The organism is Comamonas sp. GW821-FHT11H03 (assembly GCF_058807955.1).
The window spans coordinates 252,276-273,545 of record NZ_JBXARF010000007.1; the positions used below are offsets into that span (position 1 = coordinate 252,276).

Sequence of the window (21,270 nt, forward strand, 5' to 3'; positions counted from 1 at the left end):
CCCGTGTCCCTGAAGCCTGATTCGCCATCTGAAGTCCATGATGACAGCCTATACCTAGGCCGTTCTCTGGCGCAGACACGCATCGCCATTCGCGGCGCACGCACGCACAACCTCAAGAACATCGACCTGGACATTCCCCGCAACCAGCTGGTGGTGATCACCGGCCTGTCGGGCTCGGGCAAGTCCAGCCTGGCCTTCGATACCTTGTACGCCGAAGGCCAGCGCCGTTATGTGGAGAGCCTCTCGGCCTATGCACGCCAGTTTCTGGGCCGCCTGGACAAACCCGACGTTGATCTGATCGAGGGCCTGTCGCCCGCCATTTCCATCGAGCAAAAGGCCACCAGCCACAACCCGCGCTCCACTGTGGGCACGGTGACCGAGATCAACGACTATCTGCGCCTGCTCTACGCCCGTGCCGGCACACCGTTCTGCCCCGACCACAATCTGCCGCTGCAGGCCCAGACCATCAGCCAGATGGTGGACAGCGTGCTGCAGCTTCCCGAGGACACCAGGCTGATGATCCTCGGCCCCCTGGCGCGCGAGAAAAAGGGCGAGTTCGCCGAGCTTTTCGTGCAGCTGCAGGCCCAGGGCTATGTGCGCTTTCGCGTCGACGGGCAGATCTACGACGCCCAGTCCCTGCCCAAGCTGGAGAAGAACGAGCGCCACAACATCGATGTGGTGATAGACCGCGTCAAGGTGCGCGAAGACGTCAAGCAGCGCCTGGCCGAGAGCTTTGAGGCCGCCTTGCGCGCCGGCGGTGCCGATGCCGGTGGCCGCGTCATCGCGCTGGAGATGGACGGAGGCAAGGAGCATCTGTTCAGCGCCAAGTTCGCCTGCCCCCTTTGCGACTACTCCCTGCCCGAGCTGGAGCCGCGCCTGTTCTCCTTCAACTCGCCCATGGGTGCCTGTCAGGCCTGCGACGGCCTGGGCAACAGCGAGGCCTTCGACCCCGACCGCGTCGTGCCCTTCCCGTCGCTGAGCCTGGCCAGCGGCGCCATTCGGGGCTGGGACAAGCGCAACAATTACTACTTCTCCATGTTGGAGAGCGTGGCCAAACACTATGGCGTGAGCACCGAGACGGCGTTCGAGGAGCTGCCAGAGAAAGTGCGCAACGTGATTCTCTTCGGCTCGGGCGACGAGTCCATGGAGTTCAACTATGTTTTCGAGAGCGGCGATCGCAAGGGCGAGGCTTTCATCAAGTCGCACCCGTTCGAAGGCATCATCCCCAACATTCAGCGCCGCTTCCGCGAGACCGAATCCCAGGTCGTGCGCGACGATCTGGCCAAGCTGCGCAGCATTCGCAAATGCCCCGAATGTGAAGGCACGCGTCTGCGCCGGGAAGCGCGCTTTGTGCGCGTGGGCGATGGCGAGCAGGCCCGCTCCATCTATGAAGTCAGTCATGCCACGCTGGCCGATGCGCTGGGCTGGTTCAAGCAGCTGAGCATGGCCGGAGCCAAGGCCGAGATTGCGGACAAGATCGTGCGCGAGATCGCCTCGCGCCTGCTGTTTCTCAACGATGTCGGCCTGTCCTACCTGAGCCTGGATCGCAGCGCCGACACGCTCTCGGGCGGCGAAGCCCAGCGCATCCGCCTGGCCTCCCAGATCGGCTCGGGCCTGACGGGCGTGATGTATGTGCTGGACGAGCCCTCCATCGGCCTGCACCAGCGCGACAACGACAAGCTGATTGCGACACTTGAGCACCTGCGCGATATCGGCAACAGCGTGATCGTGGTCGAGCATGACGAAGACATGATGCGGGCGGCCGACCAGATCATCGACATGGGCCCGGGCGCCGGCGTGCATGGCGGTCGCATCATGGCCCAGGGCAGCTACGAAGACATCAAGGCCTGCCCCGATTCGCCCACAGGCCGCTACCTGAGCGGCGTACAGAGCATTCCCGTGCCCAGGCAGCGCACCGCCTGGCTGCCCGTGCTGCGCAAGGAAAGTGAAGCCGAGGCCGTCCAGAGTACATCGCGCTTTCCCGTCACTGCCGCCAAGAAGCGGGAGTCCGCGAGCAAGGCGCGCACCGACCTGCAGGCGCTGACCGTGCAAGGCGCGCGCGGCCACAACCTCAGGAACGTGACGGTGGACTTCCCCGTCGGCCTGTTCACCTGCGTGACCGGCGTCTCCGGCTCGGGCAAGTCCACCCTGGTCAACGACACGCTGTATGCCGAAGCGGCACGCCAGATACACCGCGCAGGCACCGAGCCGGCGGCGCATGACGACATCGCGGGCATCGACTATTTCGACAAGGTCATCAACGTCGACCAGTCCCCCATCGGCCGCACGCCGCGCAGCAACCCCGCAACCTATACCGGCCTGTTCACGCCGATCCGCGAGCTGATGGCTGAAACCAATACCGCCAAGGAGCGCGGCTACGGCCCCGGGCGTTTCTCGTTCAACGTCTCGGGCGGTCGCTGCGAAGCCTGCCAGGGCGACGGCGTGGTCAAGGTGGAAATGCATTTTCTGCCCGATGTCTACGTGCCCTGCGACCTCTGCCACGGCCAGCGCTACAACCGCGAGACGCTGGAAGTGCAGTGGAAGGGCCGGAACATCTCACAGATTCTGGAGATGACGGTCGAAGACGCTCACGCCTTCTTCAAGGACGTGCCCAGCATTGCACGCAAGCTGCAGACCCTGCTGGACGTGGGTCTGTCCTATATCCGCCTGGGCCAGAGCGCCACCACGTTGTCGGGCGGCGAGGCCCAGCGCGTCAAGCTCGCGCAGGAGCTGTCCAAGCGCGACACCGGCCGCACCCTCTACATACTGGACGAGCCCACCACCGGCCTGCACTTCGCCGACATTGCCCTGCTCCTGAAAGTGCTGCACCAGCTGCGCGATGCGGGCAACACCATCGTCGTGATCGAGCACAACCTCGACGTCATCAAGACCGCCGACTGGCTGATCGACATGGGCCCCGAGGGCGGCTCGGGCGGCGGCCAGGTCGTGGCCCAGGGCACTCCAGAGGACGTTGCGGCCAACCCGGCCAGCGTGACGGGCCGCTACCTCAAGCCCTATCTGGACAAGGCGCCCGCCAAATCCAGAGCCAGATCGACAACAGGCCAGGACTGACCAAGCTCAGCCAGCCATGCAGGGCCATGACCGGCTACACCGAGGAGAGAAGCAATGCAAAAAGATGTCTGGGATTTCGTCATCGTGGGCGCGGGCATGGCCGGTGCATCCGCCGCCTGGCAATTGGCGCAGTCGGGTGGCGATACTCCGCCTTCCGTGCTGGTGCTGGAGCGCGAATCCCAGCCCGGCTATCACACCACCGGCCGCTCGGCAGCGCTGTTTGAAGAGCATTACGGTCCCGCCCAGGTTCAGGCCCTGACCCGCGCCAGCCGCGCCTTCTACGATGCGCCGCCGGCCGGCTTTGCCGAAGCCCCCATCCTCACGCCGCGCGGCGTGCTCTATGTGGGCACGGCCGATCAGAGGGATCTGGTGGATGCTGCCTACGCCGAGGCACGGGTTCACTCCCCCGATGCCCAGCGCCTGAACGCCGCACAGCTCAAGGCCCTGGTTCCCGTGCTCGACACCGAGGTCTTGGTGGACGGCTTTGTGGACACCGGCGCACGCGACATCGACGTGCACGGTCTGCACCAGGGCTATATCCGCGGCCTGCGCCAGCGCGGCGGCGACCTGTGGTGCAACGCCGAGGTCCAGGCCATCACCCGGGTCAGCGACTGCTGGCATCTCGCCCTGCCCCAGGGACTGAGCCTTCGTGCCAAGGTCATCGTCAACGCCGCCGGGGCCTGGGTGGATGCCGTGGCTGCCATGGCGGGCGCCGCTCCCATCGGCATCACGCCCAAGCGCCGCAGCGCCTTCACTTTCCCGGCTCCCGAAGGCGTGGATGCCACGCACTGGCCCGCCATCATCAGCGCCGATGAAAACTGGTACATCAAGCCCGACGCCGGCCAGTTGCTGGGCTCGCCGGCCAATGCAGACCCCGTGGCACCGCACGATGTGGTGCCCGAGGAGCTGGACATTGCGACCGGCATCTATCACATCGAGGAAGCCACCACGCTGCAGATTCGCCGCCCCTCGCATACCTGGGCCGGCCTGCGCAGTTTTGTCGCCGATGGCGAGCTGGTGATCGGCTGGGATGCCTCGCCCACGCCCGTACCGGGCTTTTTCTGGGTGGCCGCCCAGGGCGGCTATGGCATCCAGAGCGCCGCCGGCTACAGCCTGCTGGCGCGCAATCTGCTGCTCGGCGAAACGCTGGATGCGGCGCTGGCCGCGCAGAGGGTGAATGTGGGGGCCGTGTCGCCTGCGCGTTGTCAGCTGGCGTCTCAGAATTGATAGCTGGTTGTGCTTTGCGGGACTGCGCTATAGCCTGATTTTTGCTTTATTTCAGGGCGGAGACCGGGAGTTCGCCCCGGCCCCTACCAACAAATCAAGCACGACACCGAAAAAGCACAAAAACAAAAACGGCCTGCGCCCCAAAGACACAAGCCGTTTCCCAACCGGGGCGACCCCAGGCCGCCGCCAGTCAAAGTCAGATCAGTTCTCGATATGCGCGAACTGAACAATCTTTGCGTACTTGGCAATCTCGGTGTTGATGTACTTGCCGGCATCCACCTTGGGATCGGCCACCACATTGCCGGTCTCTTCCATCTTCTTGCGGAACTCGGGCGAAGCCATGGTCTCTTGCAGCGCCTTTTTCAGCTTGGCGGCGATGGGAGCGGGCAGGCCCTTGGGGGCCATCAGCGCAAACCAGCTGTTGATGTCCACGTTCTTGAACTGTGGCAGCTCGGACAGGGCAGGAATATCGGGGGTGATGGCCGAGCGCTTGGCTTCGGTCGTACCCAGGGCCACGACCTTGCCGGCCTTGATATGGGGCAGGCCCGAGGACAGCACGAACACGCCGAACTCGATGTTGTTGCCCACCAGGTCGGTGGTCAGCGGAGCCACGCCCTTGTAGGGCACATGGGTCATTTGCAGCTTGCCCTGCTCCTTGACCAGCTCGCCGGCCAGATGCAGCGCCGTGCCCACGCCGGAGCTGCCGTAGCTGAACTTGTCGGGGTTCTTGGACACCAGGCTCACGAACTCGGCCGCGTTCTTCACGCCCGCCTTGTGCGAGGCGACCAGCACCATGGGCTGGGATCCCACCAGACCGATGGGAGTGAAGTCGCCAATGTTGTACTTCACGGCCTTGTTGATGAGCCTGGCAATGGCCAGCTCATTGTTGGCACCCACCATGATGGTGTAACCGTCGGCAGGGGCCTTGGCCACTTTTTGCGCACCGATGGCGCCACCGGCACCGCCCAGGTTTTCCACCACCACGGGCTGGCCCAGCTGCTTGGCCAGGCCGTCGGCCACCAGACGACCCACCAGGTCGGTGCTGCCACCGGCCGGGTAGCCCACGACCATGGTGATGGCCTTGCTGGGATAGTTGTCGGCGGCGATGGCTGGGACTGCCGCGGCAGCGCCCAGCAGCAGGCCCGCAGCGATGGCGGTACGGCGGAGGATGTTTGTGTTCTGCATGAAACTATTCCGAATCTGTATGAGGCAATTGTCCGAATACGGAGAAAACCTTTCGGTGCCGATCTGGCACATTTCCGTGCCATTTCAGCACATCAATGCGTTTTGAGCACATCGAGAGGGAGCCATACCTCCAGGAGTCCGATACCCACTGTTGTTTTTCCAGCTTCAAGTCTGGCCGCAGGCAAAAAAGGAGTGACTGCTCATTTACCGGCCCGTGATATCCGTCCAGAACTGCTCCGCAGCGGTGCTCAAGCGGCGTTTGGGCCGATAAAGCCGCACATCGAAATGCACGTCCAGGCTGCCATCCCCGGCCAGCGCCAGACGACCGTCCTGGCAGTCGCGCTGCACCATGGACCAGGGCATCCAGGCCACGCCCAGACCCTTGAGCACGTACTCGTAATTGGCATCCGCCGAATCGCATTCGATGCAGCGGCGCAGACGCGGCCACAACGGATGGCTGGCCAGATGGTCTTCAGCCAGCCGCCCCAGCGCCATGCTGTGCGAGAAAGCCAGATAAGGCACGGGGCTGGCACCGGGCAGCAGGGCCTGCGCCAGTGCAAACAAGGGCTTGCCTTCGGCATCGGCACGCGCCACGGGCACCAGCTTGTCGCTCATCACCGTCAGATAGCTGAACTGACGGCCATCCAGCCGAACCGCAATGGCTGCATGGTGATAGAGCAGGGCAAAGCTGACCTCGCCTCGCTGCAGCATGTGCACGGTTTCGTCGAGTGTGCGGGTAACGATGCGCATCTGTGCCGTCTGCAGCACGCTGCCGTAGCGCGCCAGCCAGTCGGCCACGATGGTGCGCGCCAGGGTACGCCCCGTGGCCAGCGTGACCACATGGGCCTGCCGGCCGGCCACGGCCTGCAGCTCGTCATGCGACTGGGCCAGGGTGCGCACCATCTGCTCGGCGGTGTCGCGAAAGGCTTCACCGGCCGGGGTGAGACGGACCGGCCCGCCACCTGCTTCGATCAGCGGCGTTCCAGCCCATTCCTCCAGCGCACGAATGCGCCGGCCGAAGGCAGGATGGGTGACATGGCGCAGCTCTGCCGCACGGGTGAAGCTGCGCTCCTGAGCCAGAAGCAGGAAGTCTTCCAGCCATTTGCTTTGCATGGCCAGAGCCTACCTTGGCTCAGCTCTGGGCTGCAGCCTGCAGCGTGGCGCGCGTAGCGATGGCGGCTTCGCGTGCAGCCTTGGCAAAGTCATCGCCCTGCCCGGCGTACAGAATGGCGCGCGAGGAGTTGATGATGATGGGCCCGCCGCCGATGCGGGCGGCCTTGACGGTCGCCACGGCATCGCCGCCCTGTGCACCCACGCCGGGAATCAGCAGCGGCAACGTGGGGGCCACGGCACGAACGCGCTCGATCTCGTTGGGACGGGTCGCACCCACCACCAGGCCCAGCTGGCCGTTGGTGTTCCAGGGCCCCTGGGCCAGCTTGGCCACATGCTCGAACATATGGGGGTTGCCGGGCACATCGGCCAGGATCTGGGCCTGCAGGTCGTCACCGCCGGGGTTGGAGGTGCGGCACAACAAAAAAGCCCCCTTGCCCTCGTACTTGAGATAGGGCGTGATGGAGTCGAAACCCATGAAGGGCGAAAGCGTCACGGCATCGGCACCATAGCGCTCGAAAGCTTCCTTGGCGTATTGCTCGGCTGTGGAGCCGATATCGCCACGCTTGGCATCCAAAATGACGGGCACATGGGGTGCCACGCGACGCATGTGCTCCATCAGCTTCTCGAGCTGGTCTTCGGCGCGATGGGCGGCAAAGTAGGCGATCTGGGGCTTGAAGCTGTTGACCAGATCATGGGTGGCATCGACGATGGCTGCGCAGAAGTCGTAGATCTTGGACGCATCGCCCTGCATGGCGCCAGGAAAACGGCTGGGTTCAGGGTCCAGACCCACGCACAGCATGGAGTCATTGCGCGTGGACGCGTCGCGCAGCATGTCGATAAAAGTCATAAAGCGTGATTTTAATTGTTCGCCCCTTCCAAGCCTTGCCACAGGTTTTGCAGCAAGGCGTCAAATCTGGCACACACCAGCAAAGAGACAGCGAGCAAGGGCCTAGGCGGCCCCGCCGCCCCGCTGCGAGGCTGTCGTCCCCCTCCCCTAGCGCGCAGCGCGTGGAGAGAGGGGGAAGGCGCGTAAGCGCCACAGGGGGAGAAGATCATTCCGGGGGAGATAATCCAGCCCCATGCCGTCGTTCACGCCCAAACAGCTCGTTCTTCTCGTCTTGCTCACCATCGTCTGGGGCCTGAACTGGCCGGTGATGAAGCTCGGCGTGCAGCATTTCCCGCCGCTGAGCTTTCGCATGGTCAGCATGTGGATAGGCCTGCCCATTCTGGCCCTCTTTGTCGTCGGCAGGGGCTTGCCGCTGGCCATACCGCGCAGCTACTGGGGCCAGCTGGCCAAGCTCACGCTGTTCAATATGGTGCTCTGGCACTGCCTGATCATCATCGCCATCCCCACGCTGTCCAGCGGGCGCGCGGCGATTCTGGGCTACACCATGCCCATCTTCTCGGCCGTGTTCGGCAGCCTGTTCTTCAAGGACCGGCTAGGCGCACGCGCCTGGGCGGGCGTGGGAGCGGCCTTCGCCGGCGTGCTGCTGCTGCTGTGGCACGAGGTTGGGGCTCTGGGCAGCAAGCCCCTGGGCGTGATGCTGATGCTGATTGCAGCCGCCGGCTGGGCCTGGGGCACGCAGTTGCTGCGCCGCACCGAGGCGCCCGTGCCGCTGATGACGCTGTCGCTGTGGATGGTGGCCATCACCACCGTGGTACTGACCGTACTGGCCTTTGTTTTCGAGCGAAAACAATGGCATATGCCCGACCAAAGCGCGCTGGCGGCCATTGCTTTCAATGGCATCCTGGTGCTGGGCTTTGCCCAGGCCGTGTGGTTCTATCTGGCTCGCAGCCTGCCGCCCGTGGCCTCCACGCTGAGCGTGATGATGATTCCGGTGCTCGGCGTTTTTGTGGGTGCCGGGTGGCTGGGCGAGGTCTTGCATTGGCAGGACTGGACCGCCGTCTGTCTGATGGTGGTGGCGATTGCCTCGGTGCTCTGGCCTGCCAAAAACAGCCGTTAATTCCCAGGCAGCTGCGTCTTGCACACGGTGTAGCGCAGCTCCGCCATGCCCGTGCCCATCTGCTGCACGGACTGCAGCTGCAGCACGGGGCTCAGCACGCGGCGCGGAAACAAAGGCTTGCCACGGCCCAGAGTGGCCGAGCCAATCTGCACAATCACCTCGTCCAGCAGGCCCGCGTCATGGAACTGAGCCGCCAGATCACCGCCGCCCACGATCCAGATGTTCTTGTCGCCGGCTGCAGCTCTCATGCTTGCCAGCGCGGGCCGCACATCGCCGCTGACAAAGCGCACATCGGCGCCCTCTATCAACGGCAGCTGACGGCTGGAGAAAACCCAGGCAGGCTGCGCATAAGGCCAGGCCGCGCCGGTCTCCTGCTTTACGGCATCGGCGTTGCGGACCATCCATTCATAGGTGGCCGAGCCCATGGCCAGCGCACCGACCTGCGCAATAAAGCCCGGATAGCTGGACTCCGTCAGGCTGCCCAGGGGAAACAGCCAGTCCAGAGAGTCGTCTTCGGTGGCGAGAAAGCCATCCAGGCTGCAAGCGGTGTAGTACTGGGTCTTCATGATGGACTGTAGTTTGCCTTGAAGGCGCTGACTCGGTCGGTTACAGACCCGCTATGGAGAAAAATCAATCTCGATAGCATCCAGCATCCACCATGCAGGCGCTACAGCACCGAAAGGCCCCCTACTGTGCAGGGGCCAGGTTCCGCGCCGTGGCCAGCATGGTGGCGCACAGCAGCTCCCGGCCTTCGCTGCAGGAAAACACATCCGCCCGGGCCACGGTCAGCAGCTTGCTGGCCTGGATGACACGGCCACGGGCCAGCAAGCTCGTGCCATTGGCTGCCGCCAGGTATTTGATGCTGCAGTCCACGGTGGCATTGAACCAGCCAGCCGGCAGCAGCGTCCCTGCGGCCGACACGGCGGCGAAGTCCGCGATGGCAAAGACGGGCGTTGCCTGCAACTGGCCGGGCCTGAAACTCAGGCTTTCCTGATAGGGCAGGCTGAGATCGACCTCGCCTGGCTCTATGCGCTCAAAGCGCAGTTGCAGCATCCGGGCCACCGGCATGGAAAGTACCAGGGCCTGTACGTCACGGGCGAAATTCTCGTTCTGAGCTGTCATCACTTCCTCCTACTCCGACCGGATGAACCGGCCTCGTCACTGCCGCGGGCGCGAACCCGCGGAAATCCTGGCTTCGAGGCTGGCTGCGGCTCGCGCTCGCCAAACCACGCGATGTGTGAAACCAGGTGCTTGCGCAGTGCGCGCCGCTGGGCAATCTCCGCATCCAGTTCGGCAATGCGCTCCTCAAGCCTGGCAATCATCTGGGCCGCCGTCAGGGTCTGGCGACGATAGGCCGGCAGCACTTCGGCGATCTGCGCCAGGGAGAAGCCACATTGCCGCGACATGGCGATGAATCGCAGCTCGCGGATCACGCTGTCATCGAACTCGCGGTAGCCGGAGGGGCGCCGGGCGGCGGCAATCAGGCCCAGACTCTCATAGTGGCGAATGGCGTGCACGGACACACCCGACAGGCTGGCAAGTTCCGATATCTGCATGGCGACAAGGCTAACAAGCCTGGGGTTACACGAAGGTTGTGGTCCACAGCCATGTTCACACAGTTTGTCGTCCGTGCTGCGGCCATAAAAAAACGCACTGTGCTTGCACAGTGCGTTTTTTGGCAAAGCCGTCGCAGGGCGCTCAGGCCGTCGCCACTTCCTTCTTCTCGCCACGGGCTTGCATGAACTTGCCCAGTCCGACCACCAGCACGGCGCCTGCTGCAGCAGCGGCATAGTGCAGCCAGGGGTGCGCCAATGCGAACCCATGCAGCAGGTTGTCGTTGACGATGGTCTCACCGCCCACCCAGCCGATCAGCGCAGCGCCCAGCGTGACAATGACGGGGAAGCGTTCCATGAGCTTGATCATCAGCGTGGAGCCGAAGATCACCAGGGGAATGGAAATGGCCAGACCCAGGATCAGCAACACCATGTTGCCCTGGGCGGTGGCGGCCACGGCAATCACGTTGTCCAGGCTCATCACCAGGTCGGCGATCAGGATGGTGCGGATGGCGGTCATCATGGAGCCATGGCCCTTGGACTCGCCATCGCCGTCTTCTTCGCCAGTCAGCAGTTGATAGCCGATCCACAGCAGCAGGCAGCCGCCCACGACCTGCAGGAAGGAGAGCTCCAGCAGCTTGGCAGCCACCACGGTCAGCACGATACGCAGCACCACGGCGGCGCCGGAGCCAAACATGATGGCTTTCTTTTGCTGTTCAGGGGGAAGAGAGCGCGCGGCCAGTGCGATGACCACGGCGTTGTCGCCGGAGAGGATGATGTTGATCCAGATGATCTTCACCAGGCCGATCCAGAAATCGGCGCTATTGAGCATTTCCATGATGACTCCACTGTTTTGAATATGAAAGCGCCGCATTGCGCGGCGCTTTCTTTTAAGAGTGGAGGCAGTTTAGGGCTCGAAGCCCATCTTGCCAGTTCGTAATACTGCGTAAATTCAACGCGACATCACGAACTTTTGCACGGGCTTACTTCTTGAGCAGGCCTTGCAGCAGGCGACCCATTTCGGAAGGGTTGCGGGTGATGGTGAAGCCGCACTCTTCCATGATGGCCAGCTTGGCGTCAGCGGTGTCGGCACCGCCGGAGATCAGGGCACCTGCGTGGCCCATGCGCTTGCCGGGAGGCGCAGTCACGCCAGCGATGAAGCCCACGATAGGCTTCTTCATGTTGGCCTTGCACCACTGGGCAGCTTCGGCTTCGTCGGGACCGCCGATTTCACCGATCATGATCACGGCATCGGTGTCGGGATCGTCGTTGAAAGCGCGCATCACGTCGATGTGCTTCAGACCGTTGATGGGGTCGCCACCGATACCGACAGCGGAGGACTGGCCAATGCCCAGTTCGGTCAGCTGAGCCACGGCTTCGTAAGTCAGCGTACCGGAGCGGGACACCACGCCCACGCGGCCCTTCTTGTGGATGTGACCGGGCATGATGCCGATCTTGATTTCGTCAGGCGTGATCAGACCGGGGCAGTTGGGGCCCAGCAGCAGAGTCTTCTTGCCGCCGGCAGCTTCCTTGGCCTTCATCTTGTTGCGCACTTCCAGCATGTCGCGAACGGGGATGCCTTCGGTGATGCAGATGGCCAGGTCCAGGTCGGCTTCAACAGCTTCCCAGATGGCAGCGGCAGCACCTGCGGGAGGCACATAGATCACAGACACGGTAGCGCCGGTTTCCTTGGCGGCGTCCTTGACGGAACCAAAGATTGGGATGTCGAAAATCTTTTCGCCAGCCTTCTTGGGGTTCACGCCTGCCACGAAGCAGTTCTTGCCGTTCGCGTATTCCTGGCACTTTTCAGTGTGGAACTGACCGGTCTTGCCAGTAATGCCCTGGGTGATGACCTTGGTGTCTTTGTTGATAAAGATCGACATGTTTCTATCTCCGGGGCGTATTACTTAACGGCAGCAACGATCTTGGTCGCTGCTTCAGCCATGGTGTCAGCAGCGATGATGGGCAGACCGGAATCCTTGAGGATTTGCTTGCCCAGTTCTTCGTTGGTGCCCTTCATGCGCACGACCAGAGGCACGCTCAGGTTCACGGCCTTGCAGGCAGTGACCACGCCGTTGGCGATGGTGTCGCACTTCATGATGCCGCCGAAGATATTGACCAAAATACCCTTGACTTCAGGGTTCTTGAGCATGATCTTGAAGGCTTCTGTCACCTTCTCGGCCGTAGCGCCGCCGCCCACGTCCAGGAAGTTGGCAGGTTCGCCGCCGAACAGCTTGATGGTGTCCATGGTGGCCATGGCCAGACCAGCGCCGTTGACCAGGCAGCCGATGTTGCCGTCCAGGGAGATGTAGGCCAGATCGAACTTGGAGGCTTCGATTTCGGCAGCGTCTTCTTCGTCCAGATCGCGGAAGGCCACGATTTCGGGATGACGGAACAGCGCGTTGGGGTCGAAGTTGAACTTCGCGTCCAGAGCCATCAGGTTGCCCTTGGAGTCGCAGTTCAGGGGGTTGATTTCCACCAGCGACGCGTCGGTTTCCATGTAGCACTTGTAGATCTTGGCGAAGATGTCTACGGCTTGGTCGATGGAAGCGCCTTCCAGACCGATGGCAGCTGCCACCTTGCGCGATTGCGCTTCGGTGATGCCGGTCAGCGGGTCGATCATCTCGGTGATGATCTTTTCGGGAGTGGAGTGAGCCACTTCCTCGATGTCCATGCCGCCTTCGCTGGAAGCGATCAGGGCCACCTTCTGTGTGGCGCGGTCAGTCACCAGCGACACATACAGCTCGTTCTTGATGTCGGCGCCGTCTTCGATGTACAGACGACGGACCTTCTGGCCTTCGGGGCCGGTCTGGTGAGTCACCAGTTGCATGCCCAGGATCTGCTCGGACAGCTTTTGCACGTCCTCGATGGACTTGGCAACCTTCACGCCGCCGCCCTTGCCGCGGCCACCAGCGTGGATCTGGGCCTTCACCACCCACACGGGTCCACCCAGCTTCTGGGCTGCTTCAACAGCCTCTTGCACGGTAAACGCAGGAATGCCACGGGGAACGGGCACACCAAATTGGCGCAAGATTTCCTTGCCTTGGTATTCATGAATCTTCATGACTTTGTCTCTCTGAACTGAGGGGAAATACCCGCTTGCCAGCGACTCGGGGGAGCCTGGCCATCGGGTTCATATGACATGGCGAGCAGGAATGTACCATGCTGCACCGCGCAAAACGACACCTGAACATGCGCAAAATCCACAATTTCGCGCAACTTTGTCGTGTTCCGGAAACAGCTGCAATGCCTTGAATTCTTTAGGGAAATTATTCCTACACGATATCTTTTCTTCCCGCAACTTTCTTATGTCTTATATACGAGTTAAAGGCCTTGAGGCTGCGGCTGGCAATGTGCTGACAACCGCTAATAGCTGCTACGTCTACTGGGCCATTCGCGCAAGACTTGTGCAAAGACAGGCCGTGCACATCCCTGACGAGATTCAAGGACAATCACCGCTCGTAAAGCGGCAATGGTGCCGCAGGCAGCGGCATAGAAACCAAGAAATGCGCGCGCCGGTGCAGGAGAAAATGCAATGGCAAAAGTCTTTATTGACGGAGAAGCAGGAACCACGGGTCTGCAGATCCGTGAGCGTCTGGTCGATTTTGCAGGGGTGGAGCTGGTCAGCATCGACCCCGCACTGCGCAAGGACCCGGCCGCCAAACGCTCTCTGATTGCCGGTGTGGATCTGGTCATCCTCTGCCTGCACGACGATGCCGCCCGCGAAACTGCCGCCATGGTGGACTCCATCACCGCAGAGACCGGCCGCGCCATCAAGATCATCGACGCCTCCACCGCCCATCGCACGGCCGCAGGCTGGGTCTACGGTTTCCCCGAACTGCGCGCCGGCCAGCTCGAGGCCATCAAGAGCGCCACCCGCGTCTCCAACCCCGGCTGCTACGCCACGGGCGCCATCGCCCTGCTGGCACCGCTGGTGGCTGCTGGCCTGATTCCCGCCGACTACCCCGTGAGCCTGCCTTCCGTGTCCGGCTACAGCGGCGGCGGCCGCAGCATGATCGAAGCCTATGAAGGCGGCGATGCCGCGCCTTACGAGGCCTATGCACTGGGCCTGTCGCACAAGCACATTCCCGAAATCCTGCACTACACCGGCATGACCCGCCGCCCCGTGTTCATCCCCGCAGTGAGCAACTTTGCCCAGGGCATGCTGGTGCAGCTGCCGCTGCACCTGGATCTGCTGCCCGGTGCCCCCAAGGCCGCCGACCTGCACGACGCGCTGGCCAGCCACTACGCCCGGACCAATACCAGCGCCAACTGGGTCAGCGTGCTGCCGCCCACGGACGACAACAAGCTGGCCGCCGACACCCTGGCCAATACCAACAAGCTGGAGCTGCGCGTTTTTGCCAACGAGCAATACCGCCAGGCCGTGCTGATCGCGCGTCTGGACAATCTGGGCAAGGGTGCCAGCGGCGCCGCCGTGCAGAACCTGCAGATCATGCTGGGCCTCTGAGCGCGCCCAGTCTCTGCTGAAACGGCCCTATGGGCCGTTTTTTATTGATTTCGCGGCGATGATCAGCACTTGGCCCCGCTGGGGACAAACAATAAAATCAATAGCTTACAGCGCCATCCAGACAAGGACTTCAATGCAAAAGATGCATCAAATCGTTGCCTACATTGCGCATAAAGCTCCTGTTTTAAAAGCGCCTCTCCATGAACCCCACTGAAGCCGCCGCCCGGCGTGCCACGCTTATCGGCCTGCTGGCCGTGCTCTGCTGGAGCTGCACCGTGGGCCTGATGCGTGCCGTGGCAGAGCCGCTGGGTGCCGTCGGCGGCGCGGCCTGCCTCTACACCATGGCCGCCATCTGCGTTGCCGCAGCACGCGGGCGCAAAGGCTGGCGCGAGCTGGCACGCTGGCGCAGCATGCACCCTGCCTATCTCTGGGGTTGCGGCCTGCTGTTTGTGGTCTATGAGATTTGCCTGTCCGTAGCCGTGGGCCTGGCCCACGACCGCAGCCAGGCCATGGAGATCGGGCTCATCAACTATCTCTGGCCCAGCCTCACCATCGTGCTGGCCGTGCTGTGCGGCCAGCAGGCGGCTCGCTGGTGGCTGTGGCCAGGCGTGCTGATCTGCCTGTGGGGTCTGGCGCGCGTGCTGGGCGGCGACAGCTTCAGCCTGCCGCTCATGTGGAGCCATGTGCTGGGCAACCCGCTGGCCTATGGCATGGGTTTTGCTGCCGCCCTGCTCTGGCCGACCTACTCGCTGCTGGCGCGCCGCTATGGCGCAGGCTTCAACGCCGTGGGTCTGTTCGTGACCTGGACTGCCATCGCGCTGTGGCTCAAGTGGCTGATGCTGGGCGAGCCACAGCCCATGCTCTGGACCTGGCTGACCGCCGGCCAGGTCTTGCTGGTCGGGGCGCTCACGGCAATGGGCTACAGCTGCTGGGAGCACGGCATCCAGCATGGCAAGCTGGCCCTGCTGGCTGCGGCGTCCTATTTCACACCGGTGCTCTCGGCGCTGATGGCCAGTGCACTGCTGCAGGTGCTGCCGGGCTGGAGCTTTTGGCAAGGCGTGGCACTGGTAACGCTGGGTTCGCTGGTCTGCTGGTGGGCAACGCGCACGCCTGCGCCGGTATAAGCCTCAGGTCAGCCAGATGCCAAGGCCCAATACCACCGCATGCACGGCCATCACAATCCACAGCAGCGTCCACGACGGCTCGGCCATCTCCTGCAGCAGGCTCTGAATTTTTTCGCCCACAAAGGCACGCAGCGCCGGGTCTCCCCGGCTGGCTTGCTCACCCCACTCGGCACGCGTCCGGCCCCATTCGTCCATCACCTCGGACAGCGGCAGGCGATTGAGCACCGTACGCACCACCCATTGCACCGCCCGGCCATCGCCAATCCAGGGTTTCAGATGCTCCATGGCCGTGCTCATGTTCAGCAGGTCGGCGGTTTTGTGCAGTGCATTGTGCGCACGGGGCATAGACTCGATGCGCTGCGCCAGCATCTCGGCCAACCGCTGCGACAAGCCCTGTCCATAACGCGCCACCAGCTTGCCAGTGGCGCGGGCGCGCCCGATCTGCAGGCCCACCATCACATAGGCCGGGATGATGAACACCAGCAGCAGGGCCACCACCAGCGACGGCGAAAACAGCAAGGTGATGAAAGCCCCCGCGCCACCGGCATGGGCCGCCGCAGGCATGCCCGGCCCGTCCAGGCGCAGGAAGTAGAAAGCGGCCGAGGTGCAGCCCAGCACCAGAGCCAGCGCAATGCCGAGCATCAGGCCACCCAGCAGGGATTTGCCTGCGCTCAGGCCGACACGCAAGGCGGACACAGTATCCGGATTCGAGGCTGTTGAGGGCATGCATTGTCCTTTCCGTCACGGAGTCTAACGGTCGCCGGCTGCGTGCAGTTCTCAGCCCGCGTCATCACTTTCGTCGAACGCCGAGTATGGAGCCTCGCGCAAAACCCGCGATGCCACGGCAGAGGAAAAGCCCCGCGACGCCATGAAGCGCAGCTGTTTGGCCTTTTCCTTGATATCGGCAGGCGGCGTGCCAAAGCGCTTGCGCCACAGCTCACGGGCACGTTCCAGCTCGGTATCGCGCAGTTGCTCGCTCGCGTTGCGCACCACTTCATCGTCCAGCCCTTTGCTGCGCAACTCCTGCACCAGCCGCGCCGTGCCAAAGCGGCTGGACTTGCTGTGAATGACGGAATCCACTACCCGCTGCGCGCTGATGAAGCCGCGCTTTTCCAGCTCATCGAGAATGGCCCGCAGGTCATCGCCCTCTTCCACATACGGCGCCAGCTTGCGCTGCAACTCCAGACGCGAATGCTCGCGCTGCCCCAGCAGCTTCAGGGCTCGGCCTTTGAGTGAAAGCTTGGCAAAGCTCACGACGCATCTCCAGAAACAAAAAGGCGCAGGACGAACCTGCGCAAAGATGGCAAACCTTTTGAGCAATAAGGCCCGAACTCAAACACTGGCGTTCACCAAGCCAGGGACATCAAGCAAGGGCCGCACTGCTGCGAGGATGTCGTCCCCTTTCACGAAAGGCGCATAGCGCCTCAGGGGAAGAATCAACCTTCAATCACTCCGTCCTTGTCTACCTTGCCCTTGCCGCCCTTGGCAGGCTTGGCTTCGGCAGCCGCAGCACCGTCCACGGGCAGCAGCTTGATGCCCAGGCTATCGCGCACCTTGTTCTCGATTTCGATGGCCAGCGCGGGGTTCTCGCGCAGGAACTCACGCGAGTTGTCGCGGCCCTGGCCGATTTTTTCACCGTTGTAGGCGTACCAGGCACCGCTCTTTTCCAGAATCTTGGCGTTCACGCCCATGTCCAGAATCTCGCCTTCGCGGCTGATGCCTTCGCCAAACAGGATGTCGAACTCGGCCGTCTTGAAGGGGGGCGAGACCTTGTTCTTCACGACCTTGACCTTGGTTTCGTTGCCGATGGCCTCGTCGCCCTTCTTGATGGTGCCGGTGCGGCGGATATCCAGACGCACGGAGGCATAGAACTTCAGCGCATTGCCGCCGGTGGTGGTCTCGGGCGAGCCGAACATCACGCCGATCTTCATGCGGATCTGATTGATGAAGATGACCATGCAGTTGGTCTTCTTGATGGTGGCCGTCAGCTTGCGCAGGGCCTGGCTCATCAGGCGGGCCTGCAGGCCGGGCAGGGCGTCGCCCATCTCGCCTTCGATTTCGGCCTTGGGCGTCAAGGCGGCCACCGAGTCGATGACGATCAGGTCCACGGCCCCCGAGCGCACCAGGCTGTCGCAGATCTCCAGTGCCTGCTCACCGGTGTCGGGCTGGCTGATCAGCACCTCGCTGAGGTTCACGCCCAGCTTCTGGGCATAGCTGGTGTCCAGCGCATGTTCGGCGTCGATAAAGGCGCAGGTGCCACCCAGCTTTTGCATCTCGGCAATGACCTGCAGCGTCAGCGTGGTCTTGCCCGAGGATTCGGGGCCGTAGATTTCAATCACGCGGCCGCGCGGCAGACCGCCTACGCCCAGCGCGATGTCCAGACCCAGAGAGCCGGTGGAGACGACCTGAATGTCTTCGATGGCTTCACCTTCACCGAGCTTCATGATGGTGCCCTTGCCGAACTGCTTTTCGATCTGGGCCAGGGCTGCAGCCAGGGCTTTGGCTTTTTCGCTGTTGGCGTCGTTGGTCTTGGCGATGGCGTTCATATCAGGCTCCGAAATAGGTGAATGACTGTCTGTAGCCAGTCCTGTTTATGTATTCAGGCTGGATGCTTGAACAGTAGTTTAGAGGCTGATACTGCAAATTTATTTAAATATTTAGTCAGTTTGCCTTACTATTTATCCATGTCGGAAATCGCCCATGTCACCCCGCCCGCCGATGCCTGGCGCCAGACCCATCTGGGCCGTTTGCTGGGTCATGCCATGCGCCGCTTCGATGCGCGCGTGCTGCAGCTCATGGCGCGTGCAGTGGAGGTGCCGCTGGCGCTGTCCAACCTGGCGGCACGCGACAAGGTGGGGGCGGCCCATATCCACATCACGCGCCATCTGTCGCTGGCTGGCGACCGGCTCACCGATCTGGCCGACAAGGCCGGCATGACCAAACAGGCCATGGCCGATCTGGTGACGCAGTGCGAATCCTGGGGCCTGGTCACGCGCGAGAGCGACCCGCATGATGCGCGCGCCAGGCGCGTGCGCTTCACCGATGCGGGTCTGGCCTGGCTGCAGGCTTTTCACGACGCCGTAAGCCAGGCGGAGGCCGAATTTCGCGAAGCCGTGGGCACGGATGTGGCCACCGTGGTCGCGCTGGGCCTGGAAGCCTATGCCGAAGGCTATTGAGATTCGACGCCTGTAAGCGGCTGTCGAGAATTGCCCTGAACGGCCACGAGCCATCCCTACAATGGCAGCAAAAGTGCAAACAGGCACACATAACAACCAGGAGACACACATGCGCATACTGATTGCCGAAGACGACCAGGTGCTGGCAGACGGCCTGCTGCGCACGCTGCGCAGCTCGGGCGCCGTTGTCAGCCATGTGGCCAATGGCAGCGAGGCCGATACCGCCTTGCTGACCAGCAGCGAATTCGATTTGCTGATTCTCGATCTGGGCCTGCCAAAGGTACACGGTCTGGAAGTGCTCAAGCGCCTGCGTGGGCGCGGCGATGCGCTTCCGGTGCTGATTCTCACGGCCGCCGATTCGATCGAAGAGCGCGTACAGGGCCTGGACTATGGTGCCGACGACTACATGGCCAAGCCGTTTGCGCTGTCCGAGCTGGAAGCGCGCGTGCGCGCCCTCACGCGTCGCGGCATGGGCGGCGCCAGCTCCACCATCAAGCACGGCCCGCTGGTCTACGACCAGACCGGCCGGGTCGCCACCATCGACGGCAAGATGGTGGAGCTGTCGGCGCGCGAGCTGGGCCTGCTGGAAGTGCTGCTGCAGCGCGCGGGCCGTCTGGTCAGCAAGGACCAGCTGGTGGAGCGCCTGTGCGAATGGGGCGAAGAGGTGAGCAACAACGCCATCGAGGTCTATATCCACCGTCTGCGCAAGAAAATCGAGAAAGGCCCGATCCGCATCGCCACCGTCCGCGGCCTCGGTTACTGCCTGGAAAAAATCACCCCCCCCTGAGCGGCTTTGCCGCTTCCCCCCAGGGGGACGGCAGCCTTGGCTTCGGGGCGGCCCTCGCTGGCTGCCTCTTGCATGAGATAGCGCCCCACCCATGAAGATCTTTCAGCGTGAGCAGCGATCCCTCTTTGGCGAGATCCTCGACTGGATGCTCACGCCGCTGCTGCTGCTCTGGCCCGTGAGCCTGGCGCTGACCTGGCTGGTGGCCCAGGGTCTGGCCAACAAGCCCTTCGACCGCGCGCTGGAGTACAACGCCCAGGCCCTGGCCCAGCTGGTCATCGTGCAACGCGGCAAGGTGCAGTTCAATTTGCCGCAGTCGGCCAGCGAGATCTTGCGCGCCGATGAGTCGGACACTGTGTTCTTTCAGGTCAGCGGCACCAGGGGCGAATATCTGGCGGGCGAGCGCGACCTGCCCCGCCCACCCGCCGTCGACGAGGACCCGCCCACCGGCACGGTGCTGCTGCGCGATGAGGAATACAAGGGCATTGACCTGCGCGTGGCCTATATCTGGGTGCGCATGCCGCTGCCCGGCGAGCCCAATGCCCTGGTGCAGGTCGCGGAAACACGCGAAAAGCGCAGCGTGCTGGCCACGGAAATCATCAAGGGCGTGATGCTGCCGCAGTTCGTCATCCTGCCGCTGGCCGCCTTGCTGGTCTGGCTGGCGCTGGCGCGCGGCATCAAGCCGCTGCACCGACTGGAAGAGCGCATCCGCGCGCGCAAGCCCGAGGATCTCTCGCCCATCAACCACAAGGATGTGCCGCTGGAAGTGGTGCCGCTGGTCGATTCGGTCAACGATCTGCTGCAGCGGCTGCATGACTCCATCGCCACGCAAAAGCGCTTTCTGGCCGACGCCGCCCACCAGCTCAAGACCCCGCTGGCGGGGCTGCGCATGCAGGCCGACCTGGCCCAGCGCGAGGGCACGAACACCGAAGACCTGAAGCGCTCGCTGGCGCAGATCGGCCGCTCAAGCATGCGTGCCACCCATACTGTCAACCAGCTGCTGGCACTGGCACGGGCCGAGAGCGCCGTGCCCGCCATGCAAGGCTGCAACCTCGTGCGCATCGTCACCGACGTGGTGCAGGACTGCCTGCCGCGCGCCATGGACAAGCACATCGACCTGGGCTACGAGGGCGCCAGCGCCAGCACGCCCGGTGTCTGGCTCAACGGCAATGCCACCTTGCTCGCCGAGTTGGTGCGCAATCTGGTGGACAACGCCATCAACTACACGCCATCGACCAGCGAACAGCCGGGCGTGGTCACCGTGCGCGTGCAGGCCGATCATTTCGGCCAGATTCTGCTGCTGCAGGTCGAGGACTCCGGCCCCGGCGTGCCGCTGGCCGAGCGCGAACTGATCTTCCAGCCCTTTTACCGGGCGCTGGGCTCCGAAGCCGACGGCTCCGGTCTGGGCCTGCCCATCGTCATGGAAATCGCCCGTCAGCATGGAGCGCAGGTGCTGCTGCAAGAAGCCAGGCCCGGTCATACCCCGCCTGGGGCGCTGTTTACCGTGCGCTTCAAGGCCATGCCCGGACAGCAGTAAAGCGCAAGCTCGAAATGCACCAATTCGGTGCCTGACAAGGCTGAGAAGCCGCGCCAGGCTTGGCTTT

General features: G+C 63.2%; 20 protein-coding genes. 8 read left to right on the plus strand and 12 right to left on the minus strand.

The annotated features are described in order from the left end of the window. Positions 1-3 precede the first annotated feature (3 nt). Both uvrA and AC1RTQ_RS17055 read left to right on the plus strand, forming a co-directional pair. The gene (uvrA, locus tag AC1RTQ_RS17050) at positions 4-3,072 is read left to right on the plus strand and encodes an excinuclease ABC subunit UvrA (protein WP_409812039.1); all 3,069 of its coding nucleotides are present in this window, start codon (positions 4-6) and stop codon (positions 3,070-3,072) included. Between the two features lie 54 nt (positions 3,073-3,126). Continuing rightward, entirely contained in the window at positions 3,127-4,299 is a 1,173-nt protein-coding gene (locus AC1RTQ_RS17055; protein ID WP_492877447.1) for an NAD(P)/FAD-dependent oxidoreductase, read from the plus strand. A 201-nt stretch (positions 4,300-4,500) separates the two neighbouring features. Here the strand turns inward: AC1RTQ_RS17055 and AC1RTQ_RS17060 are convergent, their stop codons facing one another. From AC1RTQ_RS17060 to pyrF, 3 genes are all read right to left on the minus strand, one after another. Then, entirely contained in the window at positions 4,501-5,484 is a 984-nt protein-coding gene (locus AC1RTQ_RS17060; RefSeq protein ID WP_492877449.1) for a Bug family tripartite tricarboxylate transporter substrate binding protein, read from the minus strand. A 204-nt stretch (positions 5,485-5,688) separates the two neighbouring features. Next, the gene (locus AC1RTQ_RS17065; protein WP_302092624.1) at positions 5,689-6,597 is read right to left on the minus strand and encodes a LysR family transcriptional regulator; all 909 of its coding nucleotides are present in this window, start codon (positions 6,595-6,597) and stop codon (positions 5,689-5,691) included. A 19-nt stretch (positions 6,598-6,616) separates the two neighbouring features. Then, the gene (gene pyrF, locus AC1RTQ_RS17070; protein WP_302092625.1) at positions 6,617-7,444 is read right to left on the minus strand and encodes an orotidine-5'-phosphate decarboxylase; all 828 of its coding nucleotides are present in this window, start codon (positions 7,442-7,444) and stop codon (positions 6,617-6,619) included. Between the two features lie 232 nt (positions 7,445-7,676). On the opposite strand from pyrF, the gene AC1RTQ_RS17075 reads away from it, so the two are divergent. Further along, entirely contained in the window at positions 7,677-8,561 is an 885-nt protein-coding gene (locus tag AC1RTQ_RS17075) for a DMT family transporter (RefSeq protein ID WP_492877452.1), read from the plus strand. Here the strand turns inward: AC1RTQ_RS17075 and AC1RTQ_RS17080 are convergent. The 6 genes from AC1RTQ_RS17080 to sucC all read right to left on the minus strand — a co-directional run bounded on the left by AC1RTQ_RS17080 (position 8,558) and on the right by sucC (position 13,178). Next, the gene (locus AC1RTQ_RS17080) at positions 8,558-9,127 is read right to left on the minus strand and encodes a dihydrofolate reductase family protein (protein WP_492877454.1); all 570 of its coding nucleotides are present in this window, start codon (positions 9,125-9,127) and stop codon (positions 8,558-8,560) included. The genes AC1RTQ_RS17075 and AC1RTQ_RS17080 overlap by 4 nt on opposite strands. Before the next feature lie 121 nt (positions 9,128-9,248). Beyond that, positions 9,249-9,683, minus strand: coding sequence for a PaaI family thioesterase (locus tag AC1RTQ_RS17085; RefSeq protein WP_492877456.1), 435 nt, complete (start codon positions 9,681-9,683; stop codon positions 9,249-9,251). Next, positions 9,683-10,117 carry a MerR family transcriptional regulator gene (locus tag AC1RTQ_RS17090; protein WP_302092629.1) on the minus strand — a complete coding sequence of 145 codons (435 nt, stop codon included), beginning with the start codon at positions 10,115-10,117 and terminating at the stop codon, positions 9,683-9,685. Before AC1RTQ_RS17090 ends, AC1RTQ_RS17085 begins: the two co-directional genes overlap by 1 nt. Before the next feature lie 142 nt (positions 10,118-10,259). Beyond that, positions 10,260-10,952: a TerC family protein gene (locus tag AC1RTQ_RS17095; RefSeq protein WP_492877458.1), complete on the minus strand. Its 693-nt coding sequence runs from the start codon at positions 10,950-10,952 to the stop codon at positions 10,260-10,262. Positions 10,953-11,097: 145 nt separating this feature from the next. Continuing rightward, positions 11,098-11,997 carry a succinate--CoA ligase subunit alpha gene (gene sucD, locus AC1RTQ_RS17100; protein ID WP_003064739.1) on the minus strand — a complete coding sequence of 300 codons (900 nt, stop codon included), beginning with the start codon at positions 11,995-11,997 and terminating at the stop codon, positions 11,098-11,100. Positions 11,998-12,017: 20 nt separating this feature from the next. Continuing rightward, positions 12,018-13,178, minus strand: coding sequence for an ADP-forming succinate--CoA ligase subunit beta (gene sucC, locus AC1RTQ_RS17105; RefSeq protein ID WP_492877460.1), 1,161 nt, complete (start codon positions 13,176-13,178; stop codon positions 12,018-12,020). A gap of 471 nt (positions 13,179-13,649) precedes the next feature. On the opposite strand from sucC, the gene argC reads away from it, so the two are divergent. Continuing rightward, positions 13,650-14,582, plus strand: coding sequence for an N-acetyl-gamma-glutamyl-phosphate reductase (gene argC / locus AC1RTQ_RS17110; RefSeq protein ID WP_409812027.1), 933 nt, complete (start codon positions 13,650-13,652; stop codon positions 14,580-14,582). Between the two features lie 200 nt (positions 14,583-14,782). Beyond that, complete coding sequence (yddG, locus tag AC1RTQ_RS17115; RefSeq protein WP_492877462.1) at positions 14,783-15,706, plus strand: aromatic amino acid DMT transporter YddG; 924 nt, start codon at positions 14,783-14,785, stop codon at positions 15,704-15,706. Positions 15,707-15,709: 3 nt separating this feature from the next. On the opposite strand, the gene AC1RTQ_RS17120 is transcribed toward yddG, so the two are convergent. The 3 genes from AC1RTQ_RS17120 to recA form a co-directional block, all read right to left on the minus strand. Then, positions 15,710-16,432 carry a hypothetical protein gene (locus AC1RTQ_RS17120; RefSeq protein WP_302092634.1) on the minus strand — a complete coding sequence of 241 codons (723 nt, stop codon included), beginning with the start codon at positions 16,430-16,432 and terminating at the stop codon, positions 15,710-15,712. 51 nt (positions 16,433-16,483) lie between these two features. Next, complete coding sequence (gene recX, locus AC1RTQ_RS17125) at positions 16,484-16,960, minus strand: recombination regulator RecX (protein ID WP_302092635.1); 477 nt, start codon at positions 16,958-16,960, stop codon at positions 16,484-16,486. A 182-nt stretch (positions 16,961-17,142) separates the two neighbouring features. Then, positions 17,143-18,252, minus strand: a complete 1,110-nt coding sequence (gene recA / locus AC1RTQ_RS17130; RefSeq protein ID WP_492877465.1) for a recombinase RecA — start codon at positions 18,250-18,252, stop codon at positions 17,143-17,145. 138 nt (positions 18,253-18,390) lie between these two features. Here recA and AC1RTQ_RS17135 point away from each other — a divergent pair, with 138 nt between their 5' ends. The 3 genes from AC1RTQ_RS17135 to AC1RTQ_RS17145 all read left to right on the plus strand — a co-directional run bounded on the left by AC1RTQ_RS17135 (position 18,391) and on the right by AC1RTQ_RS17145 (position 21,203). Beyond that, a complete protein-coding gene (locus tag AC1RTQ_RS17135) occupies positions 18,391-18,882 on the plus strand; it encodes a MarR family winged helix-turn-helix transcriptional regulator (protein ID WP_492877467.1) in 492 nt (163 codons plus the stop codon). 109 nt (positions 18,883-18,991) lie between these two features. After that, positions 18,992-19,669: a response regulator gene (locus AC1RTQ_RS17140; RefSeq protein ID WP_003060046.1), complete on the plus strand. Its 678-nt coding sequence runs from the start codon at positions 18,992-18,994 to the stop codon at positions 19,667-19,669. Positions 19,670-19,760: 91 nt separating this feature from the next. After that, a complete protein-coding gene (locus AC1RTQ_RS17145) occupies positions 19,761-21,203 on the plus strand; it encodes a sensor histidine kinase (RefSeq protein WP_302092638.1) in 1,443 nt (480 codons plus the stop codon). Positions 21,204-21,270: the final 67 nt, after the last annotated feature.